The 20,089-nt window shown below is 43.6% G+C and carries 23 protein-coding genes and 1 tRNA gene; 14 read left to right on the plus strand and 10 right to left on the minus strand.

Annotated features, from left to right (window positions below; genetic code table 11):
- The coding region (locus tag Q8P86_03325; GenBank protein ID MDP3996696.1) for a GTP-binding protein at positions 1-86 on the minus strand (86 nt) is incomplete at its 3' end.
- Between the two features lie 206 nt (positions 87-292).
- On the opposite strand from Q8P86_03325, the gene Q8P86_03330 reads away from it, so the two are divergent.
- Positions 293-1,375, plus strand: a complete 1,083-nt coding sequence (locus tag Q8P86_03330) for a hypothetical protein (protein MDP3996697.1) — start codon at positions 293-295, stop codon at positions 1,373-1,375.
- Positions 1,376-1,713: 338 nt separating this feature from the next.
- On the opposite strand, the gene Q8P86_03335 is transcribed toward Q8P86_03330, so the two are convergent.
- Positions 1,714-2,469 carry a ZIP family metal transporter gene (locus tag Q8P86_03335; GenBank protein ID MDP3996698.1) on the minus strand — a complete coding sequence of 252 codons (756 nt, stop codon included), beginning with the start codon at positions 2,467-2,469 and terminating at the stop codon, positions 1,714-1,716.
- A 51-nt stretch (positions 2,470-2,520) separates the two neighbouring features.
- Entirely contained in the window at positions 2,521-2,955 is a 435-nt protein-coding gene (locus Q8P86_03340) for a Fur family transcriptional regulator (GenBank protein ID MDP3996699.1), read from the minus strand.
- 266 nt (positions 2,956-3,221) lie between these two features.
- Here Q8P86_03340 and Q8P86_03345 point away from each other — a divergent pair, with 266 nt between their 5' ends.
- Positions 3,222-3,623 carry a hypothetical protein gene (locus Q8P86_03345; GenBank protein ID MDP3996700.1) on the plus strand — a complete coding sequence of 134 codons (402 nt, stop codon included), beginning with the start codon at positions 3,222-3,224 and terminating at the stop codon, positions 3,621-3,623.
- 59 nt (positions 3,624-3,682) lie between these two features.
- On the opposite strand, the gene Q8P86_03350 is transcribed toward Q8P86_03345, so the two are convergent.
- From Q8P86_03350 to Q8P86_03360, 3 genes are read right to left on the minus strand one after another with little or no spacing between them, the layout of a single operon-like run.
- A complete protein-coding gene (locus Q8P86_03350; protein MDP3996701.1) occupies positions 3,683-4,213 on the minus strand; it encodes a prepilin-type N-terminal cleavage/methylation domain-containing protein in 531 nt (176 codons plus the stop codon).
- A gap of 50 nt (positions 4,214-4,263) precedes the next feature.
- Complete coding sequence (locus Q8P86_03355) at positions 4,264-4,647, minus strand: hypothetical protein (protein ID MDP3996702.1); 384 nt, start codon at positions 4,645-4,647, stop codon at positions 4,264-4,266.
- 47 nt (positions 4,648-4,694) lie between these two features.
- A complete protein-coding gene (locus Q8P86_03360) occupies positions 4,695-6,650 on the minus strand; it encodes a hypothetical protein (protein ID MDP3996703.1) in 1,956 nt (651 codons plus the stop codon).
- Positions 6,651-6,838: 188 nt separating this feature from the next.
- Between Q8P86_03360 and Q8P86_03365 the strand changes: the two genes are divergently transcribed.
- Both Q8P86_03365 and Q8P86_03370 read left to right on the plus strand, forming a co-directional pair.
- Positions 6,839-6,910 (plus strand) — tRNA-Asn (locus Q8P86_03365).
- A 238-nt stretch (positions 6,911-7,148) separates the two neighbouring features.
- Positions 7,149-8,414 carry a DEAD/DEAH box helicase gene (locus Q8P86_03370; protein ID MDP3996704.1) on the plus strand — a complete coding sequence of 422 codons (1,266 nt, stop codon included), beginning with the start codon at positions 7,149-7,151 and terminating at the stop codon, positions 8,412-8,414.
- 22 nt (positions 8,415-8,436) lie between these two features.
- Here Q8P86_03370 and Q8P86_03375 read toward each other — a convergent pair whose 3' ends face one another.
- Positions 8,437-9,231, minus strand: a complete 795-nt coding sequence (locus Q8P86_03375; protein MDP3996705.1) for a DUF817 family protein — start codon at positions 9,229-9,231, stop codon at positions 8,437-8,439.
- Positions 9,232-9,451: 220 nt separating this feature from the next.
- Between Q8P86_03375 and Q8P86_03380 the strand changes: the two genes are divergently transcribed.
- The 8 genes from Q8P86_03380 (at position 9,452) to Q8P86_03415 (ending at position 14,089) form a co-directional block, all read left to right on the plus strand.
- Positions 9,452-10,375, plus strand: a complete 924-nt coding sequence (locus Q8P86_03380) for a M15 family metallopeptidase (protein MDP3996706.1) — start codon at positions 9,452-9,454, stop codon at positions 10,373-10,375.
- Between the two features lie 62 nt (positions 10,376-10,437).
- Positions 10,438-10,842, plus strand: a complete 405-nt coding sequence (locus Q8P86_03385) for a hypothetical protein (GenBank protein ID MDP3996707.1) — start codon at positions 10,438-10,440, stop codon at positions 10,840-10,842.
- Positions 10,843-10,951: 109 nt separating this feature from the next.
- Positions 10,952-11,737 (plus strand): cytochrome c biogenesis protein CcdA, encoded by a 786-nt coding sequence (locus tag Q8P86_03390; GenBank protein ID MDP3996708.1) that lies wholly within the window; start codon positions 10,952-10,954, stop codon positions 11,735-11,737.
- Between the two features lie 9 nt (positions 11,738-11,746).
- A complete protein-coding gene (locus Q8P86_03395) occupies positions 11,747-12,268 on the plus strand; it encodes a hypothetical protein (protein ID MDP3996709.1) in 522 nt (173 codons plus the stop codon).
- Positions 12,265-12,627, plus strand: a complete 363-nt coding sequence (locus Q8P86_03400) for a hypothetical protein (GenBank protein MDP3996710.1) — start codon at positions 12,265-12,267, stop codon at positions 12,625-12,627. Before Q8P86_03395 ends, Q8P86_03400 begins: the two co-directional genes overlap by 4 nt.
- A gap of 59 nt (positions 12,628-12,686) precedes the next feature.
- Positions 12,687-12,908, plus strand: a complete 222-nt coding sequence (locus Q8P86_03405; protein ID MDP3996711.1) for a DUF167 domain-containing protein — start codon at positions 12,687-12,689, stop codon at positions 12,906-12,908.
- Positions 12,909-12,971: 63 nt separating this feature from the next.
- On the plus strand, positions 12,972-13,370 hold the full coding sequence (locus tag Q8P86_03410) for a hypothetical protein (GenBank protein MDP3996712.1): 399 nt from the start codon (positions 12,972-12,974) through the stop codon (positions 13,368-13,370).
- A complete protein-coding gene (locus tag Q8P86_03415) occupies positions 13,355-14,089 on the plus strand; it encodes a peptidylprolyl isomerase (GenBank protein MDP3996713.1) in 735 nt (244 codons plus the stop codon). The genes Q8P86_03410 and Q8P86_03415 overlap by 16 nt, the downstream gene beginning before the upstream one ends.
- 55 nt (positions 14,090-14,144) lie before the next feature.
- Here Q8P86_03415 and fmt read toward each other — a convergent pair whose 3' ends face one another.
- Together fmt and def are read right to left on the minus strand one after the other, a co-directional pair.
- Positions 14,145-14,999 (minus strand): methionyl-tRNA formyltransferase, encoded by an 855-nt coding sequence (fmt, locus tag Q8P86_03420; protein ID MDP3996714.1) that lies wholly within the window; start codon positions 14,997-14,999, stop codon positions 14,145-14,147.
- Positions 15,000-15,077: 78 nt separating this feature from the next.
- Positions 15,078-15,635: a peptide deformylase gene (gene def, locus Q8P86_03425; GenBank protein ID MDP3996715.1), complete on the minus strand. Its 558-nt coding sequence runs from the start codon at positions 15,633-15,635 to the stop codon at positions 15,078-15,080.
- A gap of 93 nt (positions 15,636-15,728) precedes the next feature.
- Between def and Q8P86_03430 the strand changes: the two genes are divergently transcribed.
- Positions 15,729-16,475, plus strand: a complete 747-nt coding sequence (locus tag Q8P86_03430) for a response regulator transcription factor (protein MDP3996716.1) — start codon at positions 15,729-15,731, stop codon at positions 16,473-16,475.
- 49 nt (positions 16,476-16,524) lie between these two features.
- Here the strand turns inward: Q8P86_03430 and priA are convergent, their stop codons facing one another.
- The gene (priA, locus tag Q8P86_03435) at positions 16,525-18,450 is read right to left on the minus strand and encodes a primosomal protein N' (GenBank protein ID MDP3996717.1); all 1,926 of its coding nucleotides are present in this window, start codon (positions 18,448-18,450) and stop codon (positions 16,525-16,527) included.
- 339 nt (positions 18,451-18,789) lie between these two features.
- On the opposite strand from priA, the gene murA reads away from it, so the two are divergent.
- Entirely contained in the window at positions 18,790-20,079 is a 1,290-nt protein-coding gene (murA, locus tag Q8P86_03440; protein ID MDP3996718.1) for a UDP-N-acetylglucosamine 1-carboxyvinyltransferase, read from the plus strand.
- Positions 20,080-20,089: the final 10 nt, after the last annotated feature.

The following is a 20,089-nucleotide window of genomic DNA, read 5'->3' on the forward strand; positions in this document are numbered from 1 at the left end:
TTGCCTGACTGCTTCATAAGAGCGTCCACAAGAGTGGTTTTGCCGTGGTCAACGTGAGCGATAATTGCTATATTGCGAATTTCCATAAAATAAAAGAAAAGCCCATCCGGGCTTGTTTCTCTTCCATTTAATCATTAAAACCGTTATTTGGCAAGGAAAACGTAAATATTTACAAGTAGCAAGTTGTATGGTATCTTGACAAAAGACTGCTTAGGGGTAAAAACGATTGATTCGTGGGTGTCGAATAGATGCCGTCAATCATCCTTGAGTGGTGTACATTGAGAGGAATACTGTGAAAAAAAGTAAAGTCGCGGAAAAGCATACAACCATTGAACAGTTGTACGAGCTTATGTTGCATATGCAGGCGGGGAGGATTACTCGAGCGGACATTCAAGACCTTATCCAGACCGCGTCGCGTCGTGAGTTGCAAAACATGCGAAATGACTGCATCGGAAAGGCGTTCGAGCTGGCCTGCGGAATCAAACCCCCTGAACATGTTCAGGAAAAAATAGCCCGAGGGGAAGGCATTTCTGGTTACAACCATTACGTAGAAGGAGCTACGTACAGACAAGTCCGAATCCTCACCTCGTTGAGCGTTGTTGCAGGAGAGAGCTGGCTTGTTGACTTTGCCTGCAGCTCGTTAGATATAGTTCGGCCACATCTTCACCCGTATGAAGAGGCCATGATCCGACTGCGGATTGCGGAGGTAACGAAGTCGGACAAAGATTACAGTGTTATCGTCAATCTTGCCTTTCGTGGCCCAGACGGCTTTGCGAAGAGAGTTACGATTCTTTGCGACCTCGCGCTGATTTCAAGTCAATCAAAATACCTTGATATGGCAAAAAAAGAAAAAGGTATGTTGACCATTAGTAGCTCGCATTTTGCCGAGGCCGACAGAGCAATTACGTACGCGGAGGAGATGCTTCGGTATTCTCCATCTGCGACAAATGAGTGGGATGACTTGTTTTTCCATAAATTCACATCATACCTTCTTCAAAGCAACGAAGCAGTCAGTCGTGTTGAATGGACGAAAATCACTGATTTAATCTCGAATAAACAGCGCCTCGAGCAAGAATATGCGCGATGTTGGGAGGCGGAGTGGGGGGACCCTGTTATTCTACAGATTAGGTTGACTCGTGTCGCCATGGCGCATGTAGTGGGAGGCGACATACTTCGCACGCGTAAAATCTTGAACAGCCACAGGTTTGATCCCCGTTACCGAGATCAAATTGAAAATTTTATTGCCAAAGCGGCCAGGAAAAACCGGCGTCTCGCAGGGTCATTTATGGCAGCCGTAAACATCACAGACCCGTATCTCAAAGCCGACGCGTTTATCGTAATCGCCAGAGAGATTAACACTCGGTTAAAGCGGTAACGGTAAAAACAAAAAGTTTTACATTTACACAACCCCGGAGTTTTGCACTCGGGGTTTTTTGTTGCATTTAGGAAAAAAGGAGTACCGCCTCTTGGGCGGGGAGGGCTTTTTTCTCCCTTTCGTAAAGGGTTAGGGAATTTTCAATTTTCAATCAAATCCCGAAATTTTCAATGCATCAAATTCGTAAGCAGTGTTCGCCCCTCCTTGCTTTCTTGTTTAAAAATTGATTCATTGAAAATTGATTGAAAATTGCAAAATTGAAAATTCTCTTTTTCCTAAATCCTAAATCCTAAATCCTAAATCCTAAATCCTAAATCCTAAATCCTAAATCCTATCCATTAATGTGATACGCTCACCAAGTAGCCGATAACTATAAGTCCCAAGATAAAAGCAAAAACCACGCGGTAAAGCTCTTTGTGTCCGGCTCTGTGATGTATTTCCGGAATGATGTCGGATGCGGCAATATAGGTGAAAATTCCTGAAGCCGCTGCCAATAGAAAAGCCAAACGGTTTTCAAAAAATCCGGCTGCGTAGAATCCGATAAACACCCCGACCACAGTCAAAAGTGAAGACAAGATGTTCACCATTATTATATTCAGTTTCTTCCACCCTTGGTCTAAAAGTATTGAGAAGTCGCCGATTTCTTGCGGAATTTCGTGGGCGGCAATGGCGATAGCAGTAGTGAGGCCAAGAGCCGGATTTGCGACATAGGCGAGAGCGATAACAATACCGTCAAGAAAATTATGCAAAGAGTCCCCTGTGATTATAAGGAGAGGCAACGACTCGGTGTGTTCGCCGTGTTCGCCCGCTTCTCCTTCGGTGTGGTAGTGAAAGTATCTCATAAGTACTCTTTCAATGATGAAAAACGCGGTAAATCCCACGAGAAAAGCCAAAAATATCGCATGCGGTTCTTCCACCATTTCGACGGCTTCCGGTAAAATGTCCAGAAAAGCAACTCCGATAAAAGCTCCCGCCGAAAAAGACAAAAGAGGAGTTATGACTTTGGCCGCGTAGTTTGATTTCCATATAAGAAGAAGCCCTCCGACAAGAGAGAAAAGTCCTGCAATAAGAGCATAGAGAGTAAGTTGAAGCATTTTATGATGTTAATAAATTAATAAATTGACAAAGGCCGAACAATACGAAATCTAATAGCCAAGATAAGCGCAATTTTTACACAAGCCAAAAAATTCAAGCAAATGGTTTTTGACTTTGAATTTTTTGTCCCGTAAAATCTTTCTTTCCACTTTTTCCAAATCTTCGTCCAAAATAACGTCTTCCACTTTTTCGCACACGGTGCACACCGCGTGATGGTGGTGGGGAAGTCCCGCTATTTCGTATCTTTTCTTTCCGTCTCCGAATTCAATTTCTGAAATCACTTCTTCTTTCTTTAAAAAATCCAATTCTCGGTAAATCGTTGTTTTGTTGAATTTTCGCACGGTTTTTGCCGCCTCACTCAAAATAGCGCCAGCCGAAAAGGGCTTCCTGTTTTCAGCCAAAAAACCGACTATAAACGACCTGTTTTTGGTAACCTTATGTCCACGCTCTTTAAGCGAGCGTAGTATGTTTTCCGAAAATGTCATATTTGCTGTTATGGTACTGTGCATTACGAAATGTCTTTTTCGGCGAGGTCTTCGTGGCGCACGGAGATTTTTTACTAAAAATCTCCTCTCTCCGGCTAGAGCCGCGCCTCCGAAGGCGCCTCTCAAACCTCGCCTCAACACCATTTCGTAATTCAAGGTATAGTAGCAATTTAATAATGTATCCGTTTGAAAAAAACCTAAGGCATAGCGCGTGTCAAAAGTTTCTCTGGCAACGGACTACTATATAATATGCAACTGGGTTGCGTTTGTCAAATAAAAAAGCGGCTCTGCTTTGTAAAAGCAGAGCCGTACGCCATCCCGAGATGGCGTACAGTCCACAAGAGCGCCCGAACCGTACCAGTTGGTGGCAGTGGACTGTAGAACAAACGCTGGGAGCATCCGTGGCTCAACTCAACGGAGCGCGGTTTAGGCCGGGCGAAGTCGGCCTTCGGCGCGACGTAGTCACTTCGGCTTGTGACGAAGTCGGCCTTTTCCTCGCGGACATTTCCCTCCAGACAATAGGGGAAAGGTTGAGGAGCGACAATCAGATGCTCCCAGCTAAAACTTGCAAGATGATACACTTTTACAATTTTTTTGTCAACTTTTTGTATTCGTCCACCACTAACAAGGGAAGCCGGGGAATAGGTAAATCACAAAAAGACGCCTGACCTTAAATATAAAATATCGTCCATTATCCTACTGTTTATTATTCATTCCCATTATATCCCTACGGACAACTGCCGCCGAATGTCATGATGCCGTTCGTACCGTTACCGTAGTGAAATGGTTGACCGTTGCACGCAATTACACCATCAGTGTTTTGTATGGGGTTAGATGTATCTTCTAAACGATACAATATCATATACCACTGTTGATTTGTCTGTCCCGGAGCGCGATAGCCACCTGAATAATACGAATAGGTGTAATTACCGTTGTACGCATGGCCGGGAGATATGCTATTGCTGTTAACCGGATCCACAGGCATCATTGGAAGATACGGCTCCAGTGCCGTGCCGAGGACGCCCGTCTCCCATGTGGTTTGGTGACTGCTGACCCAGGAGGTATAAGGATAATATCCGCGGTCGTCATAATACAATTCCAACGCTTTTTGAATTTCTCGAATTTCAGTTATCCTCCTCGTATCCCTCGCCCTCTTTCGCGCGCCGTCTAAACTCGAAAAAACCACTGACGACAGCAGGCCTATGATGGCTATCACCACTAAAAGTTCTATCAGAGTGAATCCTCGCTTGCTTCGCAAGTTCACACCTGTTTTGGAAAAAACAGGTGTGGGGGGTAAACCCTTTTTTATTATTCATATAAAAATTCAGCACCTATGTCTGCCTCTATGATTTGACCATTATCATAATCTGACCATACCCTATGAGAAAGATAATCGTTTATGAAAAAGACCACTAAAATCAAAAGAGTGAGGCCGAGAAAGATATCCGACGCGTTGTAGTAAATGACAATCTTGGCATCTTTCCTGCTGTCATGCATATGTCTTTTGTGGATGAATTTAAACATGTTTATATTCTTTGAATTACGAAACTCCAAATCCGCGTCTTTCTTTTCAATTTCGGCTACGGCTTTGCAAAAATTATTCAACAGATACTCTGTATATGCCTCATAATTTTTGCTTCGCCTCGCCCGAAATTGAAAAGAAATCCATCGGAAGCGAGTTTCGTAACTCAAAGTTATTATACGATAGTTTGTAATGGACACAACCGCTCCAATACTCGCTAATATAGAGGGTTGGCAAAGAGTTCCTCCAGCTCTTTTATATTGATAAATTCTTGAGGGGCTTTTATGTCAAGAGGTTGATTTATGTCAAAAAAAGAGTAGCGGGAGTCCAAAAAATATTGTTTGTTTTTAAGGCGGGCCGAATCGGAAATCGGAATCATTCGTGTCTGGTATCTGACTTGCGCGGGGAATCCGTCCTTGGTAAACCAGATGGCAAATTCGTTGTTTTCCTGCATGTGGTTGAAAAATGATTCAAACAATTCGCTCTCCAGAATCGCCGTAACTTTGGGGTCAGGTTCCCAATCTGCCTCCGCCCCTTCTTGGCCGTAAAGTTTTGGTGAAATCTCTTTTACTACGCGAGTGTAGACGGGTAGTATTTTTTCCCTATCCATTCCCAAAACGTATTTGTAAGCCGTCTTGCCACCAACTTTTTCTTTTTTGGCATTTCCTTTGACAAAGAAAAGTCCTTCGTCATTTACTATTTTCATGACCTCGGTGAAAGCAATCGCCATGTTATCGGGAGATGCTTCTTCCTCTTCTCCTTGTTCATACGCTCCAAAGTCGGATAATGGAAGAAAAGTATTTTCAACGTCGTCTTTTGAAATTTTAACCCATTTGCCTTTTATGAGACCCGGGTCAAAATAGGCGGAGATAAAGGGTAAACTTGGGAATTTATTTATGCGAACGTATAAAATTTCGTCAACTAACCGAAGGTCAAAATCAATCATGTAAGAAGAGTCACCGAATCCGGCGTCAACACCCACGTTGAATTCAGTGTTTGGTTTTATGTCCGACTGATTTTCCGCCTGTTTTTCAAAATTGACGGCGCCGGAAAGAGCTCCCTCTAAAGAAAGTTCGCTTGGCATGGACAAAAACAGACGGTCTCTTGACTGAAGAAAGTCCACAACAGGGGGTGCCGGGGGAGAGCCGGTAAACTGATAGAAATAGAAATACGGTTGATTCTCGTCAAAAGTTAGGGTTTTCCCGGAAATTTGAGCGGACTTGGGTCCTGTGTTTGCGCTTATGCTGTAGGGAAGGCGTTTCTCAATTTCCCAAATGGCTTCGTCCGTTTCAAATTCAACGGAAAGTGTGTACCCCTGCCTGTCGCTGTCCACTATATATACGAAAGAATCGTCAATAAGGTTCTTGTTTTCGAAAAAAACATCTTTATTATTTTTATTGTAGCTTAATGTTTGCGAGTCGTTAAAGTATTCATCCAATGTTTTAGGATATCTGTTTTTGTTGTCGCCGGGATAAAAGCGCAGGTTATTCAAGGCCTCCAAAACATCCATTCTCTGCCTGTCTCTTTCAAACATCGGTCGTCTCGCTTCAACTTCCGAGTCATCGTAAGTGAAGGGACGAGCATTTGGTTCTCTATCCATTGAATAAAAAGAAACGGCCAGCTCATAGCGGGCTGTATCCATATCGGCAAATTTGGCTATGCCTTTAGTCAGTATTTCCGAGCTGTTTTTGTATGGCGCTCCGCCAAAAAACCACAGATTGTTTACATAGGCGTAAGCCGCTCCTCCCGTGAGCATCACTATCGCGGCTATGATAATGCTCATCATAACCCCGTGTTTTCTTGGCGAGGCGGGAGCAGAAGATGAAAGAACTTCACTTTTTGGCGAAATTTCAGAATCGGCATTTTGGAATGCGGAAGTTTCTTGGGTAGGGGGCAGCCACGGGTTTAGGGCGGGTTTGACTTTTTCTTTTGAGCCGTGATAGGAGTTTTGATATGATCCGTTCGGATAGTCGTTTAAAGATTTGTAACTGCTTTCCCGCGCTTTTATTTCCGGAGGAGGCATGGGGGACGTATGCGACGTATCCTGAAAGGCCTCGTTTATATCCGAATCGCTCCACGCCTGTTTTTTGAGCTCGTCTCTGATTTGGCTGTCACTCATTCCATAATCGCGCGCTTCAATAATATATTTACGGACTTGCGAATCTGTTGCCATATCTTACAATATTAACATTTATAAAACAAAAAAACTTAAACTTATCCACAAGCGCCGGAAGCACCGGCTGTTAAACATAGATGGAGTGCCAAAAAATTTTGCGTTGTTGGCATCAGCCGTTGGCAGAATCATCTTTTTTTGCTATATTTTTAGAGTTCAATTTAAAATACCCTGAATCATTTTTGAGCTCCGCGGTAGCTCAGCGGTAGAGCGATCGCCTGTTAAGCGATTGGTCGTAGGTTCGAATCCTACCCGCGGAGCTTAGAAATGATTCTTTAGTCAGTAGTCCTTGACATAAAACTTCTCAAATGTTATCCTTGACTCAAGCTTTTGATACTCGTGTGGGGCTCGGAGGCCACAGAAGAATAAACGCACTCGTTTACAACATTCTGATTTTATTACCTGCACAGCCCTGAAACAGCATTGCTTGTTTCAATAAATAATATAAAGGGACTCCGGAAGAAATATATTCGGCCGGAGTCCCAAAGTACGATATAGATGCAAACACAAACTAACCGACTTGGTAAAAGCGGCGGTTTTGGCCGTCGCAGACCTTCTTTTTCACGTTCCGGTACTGGTTACCGAGAGCGCAATCATTCTCAACCTTCCGGTCGAGGATTTTCAAGTAATGAGCGTAGCAGAGGCCGTTTTCGCAAAATGCCGACATTCAATCCTTCTCAATTTATAAATACCAATCCTGCCGATTTTACGGCGGAAGTGTACGAACCCAAACACCTTTTTTCAACTTTTGGCCTTTCCGCAAAACTTGTAGACGCTATCAGCGCGCTCGGCATGAAGTGGCCGTCTCCAATTCAGGACCAGATTATTCCACATATTCTTGAAGGTCGCGATGTTATCGGGCTTGCTGAAACCGGAACGGGGAAGACCGCCGCGTTTCTTATTCCGCTCATTGAAAAAACCCTAAAGGCGTACGGCAGACAGACCCTCATCCTTACCCCTACACGCGAACTTGCCATTCAGGTTCGCGATGAACTGCAAAAACTTTCAAGCGGAAGCGGTATTTATTCCGTCATCTGCGTCGGAGGCACAAATATTCGTCCCCAGATTCAGGCATTGCGAAGAAAAAGTCATTTTGTCGTGGGGACGCCGGGACGCGTTCTTGACCTTATAAAACGAGGGGATTTCAAACCCCAGTATGTTAGCGCGGTTGTGCTTGACGAAGCTGACAGAATGTTAGACATGGGATTTATCAATGATATGAGAAAAATATTGAGTAGCGCCCCTAAAGAGCGGGAAACTTTGCTTTTCTCGGCGACCATGTCAGACGCTACAAAACAAATCGTCAAAGAGTTTCTCCGCGAACCGGTTCTTGTGTCGGTAAAAAAGAGGGACGTAACCGGCAGTATCAAACAAGATGTCGTGCGTTGCAAAGAAGGCGAGAAATTTGAGATTTTGACCTCGCTTCTCGGTAAGCCCGACTTTACTCGCGTCCTCATTTTCGGAGCTATGAAGCATGGTGTTGAGAAATTGGCAAAACAGCTTTTGGCAAGCGGTATAAAGGCGGAGTCAATCCACGGAAACAAAAATCATAGTCAGAGACAGCGGTCTTTGAAGTCCTTTAAAAACGGCGACAGCCGAGTGCTCGTCGCGACCGATGTTGCCGCGCGCGGTATCCATGTAGATGACGTTTCTCACGTTATAAACTACGACTTACCCAATACTTTTGAAGATTATGTCCACAGAATCGGGAGAACAGGCAGAGTAGACAAAAGGGGAGTGGCTCTTACGTTCGTAAGTGTGTAAATATACAAAATACTAAACTACCCTACCGCCTTGAGGTGGCAGGGTAGTTTAGTTTGCTTCTGTAGATAATTGAAACGAGAGCGAAACTTAAAATAAGGAGCAGAGACCACGAGCCGATTTTGTGAAATGTGACAATATGCCAATATTCAGTTTGATTCGGGTATAGCCAAACGCGGGTAAAGGTGCCGATATTTTCGGCAATCCATACAAACAGGGAGGTCAGAAATACGGTCAAGAGAAAAGGCATACGGCGCGTCTTTTGGTAAACTTGGAAATGGACTTCTGTTTTAAAAAAGAGGACGAATGCATACGTAAGCAAAAAGTATCTTATGTCGTAAAAAAAATGATGAGTGAAAAAGTTTAAATATATAAGCGAAGCAAGAATCCATAAGTGGTAATACGGAGGGAAATTCTCGTATGAAAGCTTCAAAAAAATGAAAGCCCGTGAAATATAGCTACCGACTGCCGAATATAGAAAACCGGAAAACAATGGCACGGTTTTAATGGCGAAAACCGCGCTTCCTACGGCCGGGTAAAACCATGAACCGACGGATGGATGCGTTTTAAACAATTCCATTCCGGTCGCCAGTAGGTGGAAAATGATTATGACGGAAAATTCTTTCAGCCGTTCAAAACGAAACGCAAGGGCGCACATCTGAAAGCCGATTGCCATAAGGAAGATGAAATCGTATCGGCTCACAAACGGCACGGCAACAATTTCAGTCAAAAGAAATACGAAAAGCAGAAACGCGCCGAAATAGCTCGCGCGCAAATTGGCTATGAAAAAATACCTAAACTCAGCGAAAAAGTTTTTCATATCTGCGGATATACTATCATAAACTTTGAGTTACGAAACTCAAAGTTTCTTAATCTCCTAACTTCTTAATCTCTTAATCTCTTAATTTTCTCACATACACAATTATGGACGACCGCCTTTAATTGTGTATGTCGTGATGGGTGAGTAAAAGACGGGCAGATACACTTACCTTGAATTGCGAAATGCGGCAGAAATCGGAATTTATGCTATAATAGCGGAAATGAAAGGCGTTTTCCGTAAAATGTTTACGGTGCAAAATATCTCGCTTTTTCTGTGTGCCTTGGTTTTTGCTTCGGCCTCGCTATTTTGGGGAGAGCATAAGAGGGTGGGATTGGCAAAAGAGCTGGCCGAAAAATCAGAAAATGAAAGGCAAGAGTTCGCTTCCTCCACTGAAAAGCTCATGACGCAAGTTATTGAACTTGAAGGAGAAATCACGGCCACCCGTCAGGACAATTCCATTTTGGCAAATCTTTTGCGAGCCGAACAAACGCAGACAGGCATGTTTAAAGAACAAATAGACAGAATAGCCGGCACTGTCGGTTCTTTGGACAAGTTAAGCAATCTTGACCCCGAGCTTCTTCATAAGTATTCAAAAGTATATTTTCTGAACGAACATTACGAGCCGGAAGGGCTTTACGCAATCCCGCCGGAGTTTGCGTTTGACGAGAAGCAGATGCAAATCCATGTCAAGGTTTGGCCGTATTTGGAAGGGCTTTTGAACTCGGCCAAGCAAGACGGTTTGAATCTTTCGGTTATCTCCGCCTTTCGCTCTTTTGATACCCAGTCATCTTTGAAATCATTTTACAAAGTGGTTTATGGGGCGGGGACAGCCAATCAGTTTAGCGCCGACCAAGGGTATTCCGAACATCAGCTCGGTACGGCTGTTGATTTCACTAACCTTCAAATGGGGGCCAGTTTTTCCGGCTTTGAAAATTCGTCTGAATATGAGTGGCTAAAGCAAAATGCCTACAAATACGGTTTCGCGCTTTCTTATCCGGAAAATAATTCATATTACAAATTTGAGCCATGGCACTGGAGGTTTGTGGGCGTTGATTTGGCTCATAGATTAAAAAGGGAAAATAAAAACTTTTACGAACTTGAGCAACGCGAAATAGACAGATTTCTTTTGGTGATTTTTGATTAGCTGCTTTGGGGATTTGCGCTAAAAGATTTTGAGTTTCGTAATTAAAAGCACAGAACAATCAAATGAAAAGATTTTTCGTAACAATACTTATTTTGTTTTTCGCCGGCGTATCGGTCTTCGGTGTTTATAATGTCGGGGAGAGGGGCTGGCAAAACGTGGGTTGTATTAACGCTTTGCTAAAAGGGGAAAAATGCCCACAGGGTAACGTTTCGGAATTTCTAAATTTTCACTTCGGCGCTTCAAAGATATTTTCAACGGCTGTTTTTACAGCCGGTGTTTTGGTTTTGGCGATTTTCCTTTTATTGGCTTTTGCGGTGGATCGTTTTTTAAAAAACACTTCAGGCAAGCTTTTGGCGGTTTTTATCTTTGTCAGAAAACGCTTTCAAGAGCCGTTCATAAAATCAGAATACAGAGACAAGTTTACTTACTGGCTATCTCTTCTTGAGAACAGCCCCTCTTCTCTCTGAAGCGCGAATCTGCAAGCACTTTTTGTCTGCTTCTTTTTCGCGCAAAAACCCTCAAAGGGGTTTTTCCTTATCAATCAACTTCCGTCAGTTGTAACTATTAACTTAAAAAATGATTATTAAAAAAAATTGGATTCTCGTCGGTTTGGCGGTTTTGATTTTGGGCGCCGTCATGTTGTTGCGGTTTGGAAACCTCGGCGCGAGTTTGGTGGGGAATTTAAGCAGTCAAGGAAATTGGCTTTTGCCGGTTGTCGGCGTTGCCGCTCTTATTGACAGCGTAAACCCGTGCGCTTTCGGTATTTTGGTTTTAACCATCGCCTTTCTGTTCTCAATCGGCAAAGGCAGGGCGGGAATAATGAAAATCGGGGCTACTTACATTGCCGGCCTTTTCACTGTTTACGTTCTTATCGGACTGGGCATTTTGCAAGCTCTTTACTTTTTCAACACTCCGCATTTTATGGCTAAAGTGGGGGCAGTTATTCTCATTGCTCTTGGAGTGGTGAATCTCATAAACGAGTATTATCCGGCCTTTCCGTTAAAATTCCGAATTCCGCGTTTCATCCACGGTAAAGTTGCCGAACTTGTAAATCGCGCCTCTTTACCCACGGCTTTTCTTTTGGGAGCTTTGGTCGGACTGTTTGAGTTCCCATGCACGGGCGGGCCTTATCTTATGGTTCTGGGACTGCTTCATGACCAAGGGACATATTTGACAGGAATTGGGTATCTTTTGTTATACAATTTAATTTTCGTCCTGCCCCTTGTCGTTATCCTGCTCATTGCCTCGGACAAGACCCTTGCCCAAAAAGTGGAAAAGTGGAAAAAATCTGAAACGGGCAATATGAAGTTCTTGGGAGGGATTGCCATGATTATTCTGGGTTTGATTATCTTTATTCTTTAACAAAAAATTATGTTTACAAAAGAAAAATTTCAAGAAATTACTCGTAAAATTCAAAAGATGAAAGCCGAAGGCGCGGTTGACCTTTCAACGGAAGAGGACTTGAGCATTGCCGTTATGAACCTCATAAGTTTGGAAGAACATTTTTTCTTTACCGGCGTGAAGACCAAAAAAACAGAATATTTTGATTTTTTAGACGAGGTGCGGAAAATCAGGACGGAACTTCTGGCCAAAATGATGGATAAAAACGAAGGAGAGACATGGTGCATATCCAAGCATCTGCTCGCGACCACTATGCGTATTATTGAAGTCGGCACAAAGCTTTACTCGGACGGCAAACGCGCGGAAGCGGAAGAAATGTTTGAGCGAGCCCACAACACGTATTCCATGTTTTGGGCGCTTCGGCTCAAGCTCATTGACACTGCCGGATTCAAAAAAGCGGCGGCAGAAGAAAAACCGTGGACTTACCAAGATATCGTGAGCAAGCTCGTTGACTGCTGTGATGAAAAACAACCAAAAAATAAATTATCATGAACAACAAATACTTTGTTTTGGCATGCGCTGTCGCTTTCGTAGGAGTAACATTTTACTTTGGTTCCGGCACTACCGGTAGAGAGGCGATAGAAGACCTGCTTCCTTTTGCCCAATGTCTGGCGGAAAAGGAGGTAACCATGTATGGGGCAGCGTGGTGCGCGCATTGCCAAAACGAGAAAAAAAGATTCGGCGATTCATTTGACGCGGTTCCCTATGTGGAGTGTCCCGATAATCCGCAAGTTTGTCTGGACAAGGAAATAGAGGGTTATCCGACTTGGATTTTGCCGGACGGCAGGAAGCTCTTGGGAGAGCAAGGTCTTGAAAAACTGGCGAAAGAAAGCGGTTGTCCGTTGCCGTAAGTGGAAAGTGGAAAGTCGGGCATTTGAATTTGTTCTACCGTATCTGTTATTATTATGGAATGAGAATATTTGTATCAGCCAAACCGAAATCCAAAAACGAAAAAGTTGAGAAAACAGACGATAGCCACTTTACCGTGTGGGTCAAAGAGCCGCCGGAAGGAGGAAAAGCCAATAGAGCAGTAGCCAAAGCCCTTGGCGGTTTTTTGGGGGTGGGTGTGTCAGGGTTGGCTTTGGTATCAGGCCATGGTGGCAGACAAAAGGTCTTTGAATTGCTAAAATGAAAAAAGAGTTTTACTGTTATTTCAGACGCTTCCGTCTTTGGCGTATTGTGGTAAAATATGAGCATGGAACCTAAAGTAAATTTAAAGATTACAAATATCAATCTTTCTTCCGAGGACAGAGGATATTTTTTCAAACGACTGTCCGCTCTCTCAAAGGTTTTGGATTTCGGCGATCCGACTTTGATAATAGACGCGGAGCTTGGGAAAACGACCAACCGTCACCAAAAAGGCGATATATTTTTTTCGGAGATAAATGTAAATTTCGCTCACAATAAATTCCGGTCACGAGTGGAAAAAGACGACTTGAAATCGGCTATAGACGAAAGCAAAGAGGAGATACTAAACGAACTTAGTCGCAACAAATCCAAAAATATTTCACTCTTGCGTCGCGGTGGTCAGCGACTGAAAGCTCTTGTAAAGGGACTGTATGGCAGAAGGTGGAAGCCATGGAAAAGAAAGTGATAAAAACGGCCAAAGCAAATAAAGAAATGAATAAAAACGCAATAATTCTCGTCCTAATACTTGTCGCCGCGCTGGCTGTTATTTGGGGCGCTTCGTATTTTTTCAGAACTTCGGAAAAAAATGACAGCCACCTTCCGACCGGAGGAATACGCGCGTCCAAACTTTATTCCGGAGCCACTTTAAAAACCAACAAAGGAGACATTACCATTGAGTTTCTGTCAAGAAACGCGCCCAAGACGGTTTCAAATTTCATAAAACTGGCTGAGTCGGGATTCTATGATGGCGTTAAATTTCACCGCGTTGACCCTGGATTTATGATACAGGGAGGAGACCCGTTAACCAAAGACGAAAGTAAAAAAGACAGATGGGGAACAGGCGACCCCGGATATAAATTCAACGACGAAATAAACTGGCAGTCGCTTGGCATTCCGGTTAACGATCAGGCACTTCTTCGGGGAGGGTACTCTTCGGTTCCTGGAATAGAGTCCGTGCGACTTACGCGTGGAATTATGGCAATGGCCAACTCCGGCCCCAACACAAACGGAAGCCAATTTTTCATAATAACCGCCTCCGAGACGCCGTGGTTAAACGGCAAGCATACCGGTTTTGCAAGGGTAACCAATGGCATGGAAGTGGTGGACGCGATAAGTAAAGTTGGCCGAGATGTAAGAGAAGCCCCGATAGAGCCGGTTGTCATTGAAAAAGTGACTTTGCATTAAAATACTTTGAATTCTTGAATTATTGTGAATTACGAAAAACGACAAGCCCCTGCCGTCAGATGCTCCGGTTTAAATTTGTCATAAAGTCCTGAAAGTTGGTTTCTTTTTTTCCTTCCGGTACGACACGAAGGATTTTCAAAGTGTTATCCAGCCACTTGGCCGAAGTGATTTTAACTCTTATTCTTTTGTCGCTTTTCATTACAAAAAAGAACGCGGGCGCGGAACCTGCGTGTGCTTGAATTTTAAGGAAATTTTTGCGTGAGTCGGCGTTTAAGTCAATTTCCGCGTTTTCTTTTTCAAGTTTCTTTGTGTAAGTGGCTCTCAAGTCATCTTGAGGAGACGGTTTCAAATGGCCGTTTAAATAATCTGGCAAAATTTCAACAAGCAGTTTCGCTCCTTCTTTAGCCAGTTCCGCTTCCAATTCAGGCGCCGCCGGCCACTCTTTGACGGTGTGCTTTTTTTCCGCTAAAATCGGTCCGGTATCAACCCCCTGTTCCATGAGCATGATCGTCACTCCGGTATTTTTATCATCATTCAAAATAGCGCCGGAAACCGGTGAGGGACCTCTGTATTTTGGCAAAAGAGAGGGGTGAATGTTTAAGGCGCCGTATTTCGGGATTTCTAAAAGTTTTTCTCTTAAAATTTTCCCGAACGAAGCCACAATAAACAATTGACAGCCGGAAGATGACAAATGATTTTCCAAAGAGGCGTCCATCTTGTTCGGTTGGATGTATGAAATGCCGTTCTTCTCGGCCCAAACTTTCACCGGTGGCGGTGAAAGTTTCAGATGTCTGCCTTTGGGCCTATCTGGCGCTGTAACTATAATTACGGGCAGAAGGCCCGCTGTTTTCAGCTCTTCAAGCGCGGTTGTGGAAAAGTTGTCGGTACCGAAAAAAACAAAGGAAATCATATTCGCAATAAATATTCGTTATGTTTTATAAGGAGAAACAGGAGGTTTTCGGGCTAAGGATTGGATATGGCATAAACGTCAATATGTTTTTAAATTTCTTTCAGGAGGCATTTCTCTAATGTCCGTGGCGCTGTCAATGAAAAGTTTTCCTTCCAAATGGTCCATTTCGTGCTGAAATATTTCAGCCACAAGTCCGGACGCTCCTCGCGTAAATTTTTTGCCGTCTTCGTCGTATGCTTCTACTGTGGTTTTTTTTGAGCGTTTTATTCTGCCGTATGCCCAACGTACGGAAAGACATCCCTCTTCCATAAAATGGGTTTCTTTGGAAATTTTGACAATACGCGGATTTATGAAAACCAAGTTTCCGGTTTTTACTGTTTTGGATTTTCGCAGTTCTTCTCTTCTTTGATGTATATCTTCGGACAGGTCAAAGGCCTTTTCAGAAATTATAAAAATGCGAAGCGATACCCCTATTTGCGGAGCGGCAAGTCCCACCCCGTCCTCCTCGGCATCCAAAACTTCTTTCATCTTTTTTATCGTTTCCTTGATGCGCGGTTTTGTTATATCCGAAACGGGTATTTCTTTCGCCACTTGCCTTAATACCGGATTATCTCTGTCCACGATTTTAACGGCCATAAAGTAATTATACCTCAAAATTCAGACGTTTAAAAGTTCCTTGATTATTGACTTCAACTGTTTTTTAGGGTAGTGTTTTTTTAGGAGAACATTATGATGAAAGATAGAAAAATTGTACAAAGAAATGAACAGCAAAACGGCCATCGCGTGAATGTGAATAAAAACGGACGAGCAAAGCAGAAAATTATAGTTGCCGAACCTTTTTTAATTACCGCTCTATGTCTGGCAAAATTGGTGGAGGACGAGTTTGGGTACGAGACGGTAGTGCTGACAAATTCATCTGAAATAATTCACGCGGTTAGGGAGTCAAGTCCGAAACTTTTGATCACCGAGTTCATGTTCATGTTTGGGGAAAAAGGGGGTATAGGAATGGCGGCATTACTCGGTACGCTAAAGGCGGAATTTCCAAAACTTCCTTCCCTTGTCCTGTCTTCCGCGCCGGAGAGAATCTTCGCTTTGCGATGTTTAGAGTGGGGCGCCAAAGGTTATCTCCACAAGAGCGTTTCCAAGGAAACGCTCTTTGAGGGAATAGGAGCCGTTCTTGCCGGCAATAGTTTTGTGAGTAAAACTGTTAACACCCTTTTGCTCCAAAGCATTGGAGCGGGCTCTAAAGATAATCTGGTTGCAAAATTGTCTCCCAGAGAGGCAGAAGTTCTGGCTTCTGTCAGTCAATGTCTCAGTCCGGCTCAAATCGCGGAGAGTTTGTCTCTGTCGGTGAAAACCGTGGAGTGCTACTTGGGGAATATTAAAATGAAGCTCGGCTTTAAAAATGCCGGAGAACTAAGAAAGTTCGCTGGGTTCTTTGTGAATTCGGGGCAAAATTCTGGGCAAGTCGACTGACAACTATAGAGTTAAAATCTCAAAACACCTCGCCTGACGGGGTGTTTTTTCATAAAAGCGTTTCGGGGTCTACGTTTATGGAAAATGCCGGCGGTAGAGAAAGCAGTTTCCGTGAAAGTTCTTCGTCAATCCAGTTCTTTTTCGGTATTTTTACAAGCGCGTGCATTGTGTATGCTTTGGCTTCTTCGCCCTGATTCCATGCCGGAAAAGACACGGCATCCCATTTGTTCAAAAGTTTTTCCGCTTCTTTTATTTGCGAAACAACCGCGTCTTTTTTTCCGGAAAGCGATATTTTGATAAGCGTGGAAAAAGGAGGATAACCGAATTCTTCTCTTTCTTTTATCTCCTCTTTATAAAAGTCAAGAAGGTTACCGGAAAGACCCTGTTCCAAAACCGGTTGAATTCCCATGCGTGTCTGCAAAATAAATTTTTTGGTTGGAATCTCTCGCACTCTCAAAAGCAAATGCAGGACTCTTTCGTTGGTGCGGAAATCAGGCAGAGAAAAGAGAGAATCAAAAGAAGCTATGGCGGCGTTAGCGAGCGAATGTGAACGCAGATAAGGCAAAGCTTTCTCGGTGCCCAAAAGCACGCTTCCGGGTGAGGATGTGAAGTTTTTAAGTATCTCCTGTGACTTTTTAACTGTGTTAGCCGTGTCGCTGTCAAACCGAAAAACTTTTATTTCAGGAATCTGTTCATTTATTTCTTCGGCTACTCTTTCTATGCCAACTCCGAGTGGCACCAGTTTCCAAGAGCCACAGTATCCGCATTTTTCCGCAGTTCCTCTTTTTTCTCCGCATTTGTGGCAAATGAAAACACTTCTTCCTCCCGCTGATTGTTTGTGAAGCACTAAAGGCGTTTGGCACGAAAGGCAGGTAACAAGAGTGCCGCAGTCGCCACAGGAAGTAGTGGAAGAATGTCCTCGTCTGGAAGTGAATATGAAAGTGTTTTCGCTTTCGTCCTTGCCTTTTCGGATTAATTCAACGAGGTCTTCGCTTAGGACTCTAAATTCTTTGTTTTTTTCCTTTTGCAAGCTTCTCATGTCCACGACCTGTTGTGCTGAAGTGGTCAGGAAACGAAATTTGAGAGGGGCTATTTCAGGCAGTTCGTGGTCCCTGTATCTGGCTATCGTTTCTGTTCTCAATATCGTATCGCCCAAAACCAGCCGTTTATTTCCGGTTTTGCACAAAAGTTCGGCAAAGGTTCTAATGTCTATAAACGGCCTTGTCTGCATTTTAAAACTTCGCGAACTTTCTTTCTCAACTATCACGGTGCTTATGTCTCGGCGAGGCAGGCACAAAAAAGCGCCGGTCCCTATTATAAGGGAAGAATGTGGCTCCTCTAAGGACGCTCTCCATGCTGATTTAAGCTCTTTTGCCGATAAGTCGCTATGTAAAATGAAAGTATATTTTTCTATGCCTCGTGGAATATGATCCGCCACTTCTTTGACGTCTTCTATGGTGGGAAGACATAAAAATACAGAGGCGTCTTTGGCAAACTCTTCTCTTATTAAACTTTTGTAATGGGCGTATCTTTCTTCTCGTTCGCTTTGCAAGACGAATATTTCGTGAGCTCTTTCCGAAGCGACGGACTTCAAGGTTTCAGTTTCCTTCCTTAGCGGTTTCTCGTTTTTTTTGAGGGAAATTTCTTCAAAAAAAACTTTTGGAAGTATCGCGGACAAAACAGAGCCGGTCGTGGCGACAAAATATTCGGCGGCTTTTTGGGCGGTTTCCAAAAAGTTTTTGTCCATTATGTTGTCTTTGATTTTTCTCTCCACTTTTTTCATTTTGAAAGAACTGTCTTTTATGGACTGTTTTGCTTCCGCCACGCTTTCCGTTTCAAAGACCATGGCCGGCGCCATTTTGCCTCTTATAGGCACCTCAACAAGAGTTCCAGGCGTCAAATTTAAAGAGCTCCAGTAAGAGAGCTTTTCTTTTCCTATGCCGGAAGCTATTGGAATAACGTGGACGAGATTCATTGTTTTGACATATTTTAATTAGGAACTACGCGTTTGGTCTGAATTGTATTCTCCCTTTTGTAAAGGGGGAGAGAATTTTCAATTTTGCAATTTTCAATTTTCAATCAAATCCCGAAATTTTCAATGCATCAAATTCGTAGTCAATGTTCGTCCCGCTTTGCTTGTTTCTTTGTTTGAAAATTGATTCATTGAAAATTGATTGAAAATTGCAAAATTGAAAATTCTCTTATCAATGTCCTCGTGTGACGCAGGGGCGGTGTATTCATACGATATAATCCCATAAATTTGGTAAAATTTCAATTTTTGAAAAAGCTCCGATATAGCGTACAATGTGCCTACATGGATAAAAACAACGGAAGTTTTAAGATTATCGGCGCCACCGAGCCGTCTCTGGAGGGGGAAATCTCCATTTCCGGAGCGAAAAACGCCGCTATCAAAGTGATGGCGGCGACGCTTCTTTTTGAAGACAAGGTGCGTCTCGCGAATATCCCGCTTATTGAGGACTTGTTTACCATTTCGGAAATTATGAAGGCGATCGGGGTTTCAGTTTCTTTTCCAAAGGAACACGAGGCGGAACTTTTTTGCGGTGATATATCAAGTGAAATACCGAAAGAATTGGCAGAAAAGACCCGTTCATCAATGGTTGTTACGGCGCCACTTCTCGCGCGTACCGGCAGAGTCGTCTTTGGAAATCCGGGTGGGTGCGATTTGGGAGAAAGGCCGATTGACCTTTGGATAGAAGGGTACATGAAAATGGGAGCTACGGTTTCAGAGGAGAACGGGCTTTTCAAAGTGGAGGCAAAAGGCGGAAAACTTCGCGGAGCCGAGATTTTTTTCAGAGTTCAAAGCCACACGGTAACCGAAAGTTTTATAATGGCGGCTGTTTTGGCCGAGGGAAAAACAGTTTTGAAAAACTGCGCTTTGGAGCCGGAAATAAAATCGCTGTCTGATTTTCTAAATTCCTGCGGGGCAAAAATTACCGGCGCCGGAACGCACACAATCGTCATAGAAGGAGGAGGTCTTTTGAATGCGCGAGGAGCCACATATGAGACATTGCCGGATCGTTTGGAAGCAGGCAGTTTTCTCGTTTTGGGCGCTCTTGCCGCCAAAAAACTTTTGATTTCAAAGTGTATTCCGGAGCATTTGGAAATCGTCATTGAAATTTTAAGAAGAGTGGGAGCGGACATTGAAACTTCCGCGGACGGTATTGTCGTGCGAGGGGGCAGACCTTTATCCGCCGTGCCTATACGGACGCACGAATATCCCGGTCTGGCCACGGACTTGCAGGCGCCTATGGCGGTTCTTCTTACGCAGGCAAAAGGACAGTCGTCTGTTTTAGAGACGATTTACGAGAGACGGCTTGAATACGTGCCGGAACTTCAGAAAATGGGGGCCAGAATAACTTTGCAAGATTCCCACAGAGCCATTATAGAGGGACCTTCAAAACTTTCAGGCAGTGAAGTTTCCGCCATTGACATAAGGGCGGGAATGGCGCTTGTAATAGCCGGAGCGATTGCGGATGGCCAGACGACGGTACATAATTGCTACATGATAGATAGAGGGTACGAGAGATTGGAAGAAAAACTTAAGGGAATCGGGTTGGATATAAGGAGGAATTCGTCTTTATAAATTCACATAA

The sequence above is a fragment of the bacterium genome (assembly GCA_030699905.1).
Lineage (GTDB): Bacteria > Patescibacteriota > Minisyncoccia > Phycocordibacterales.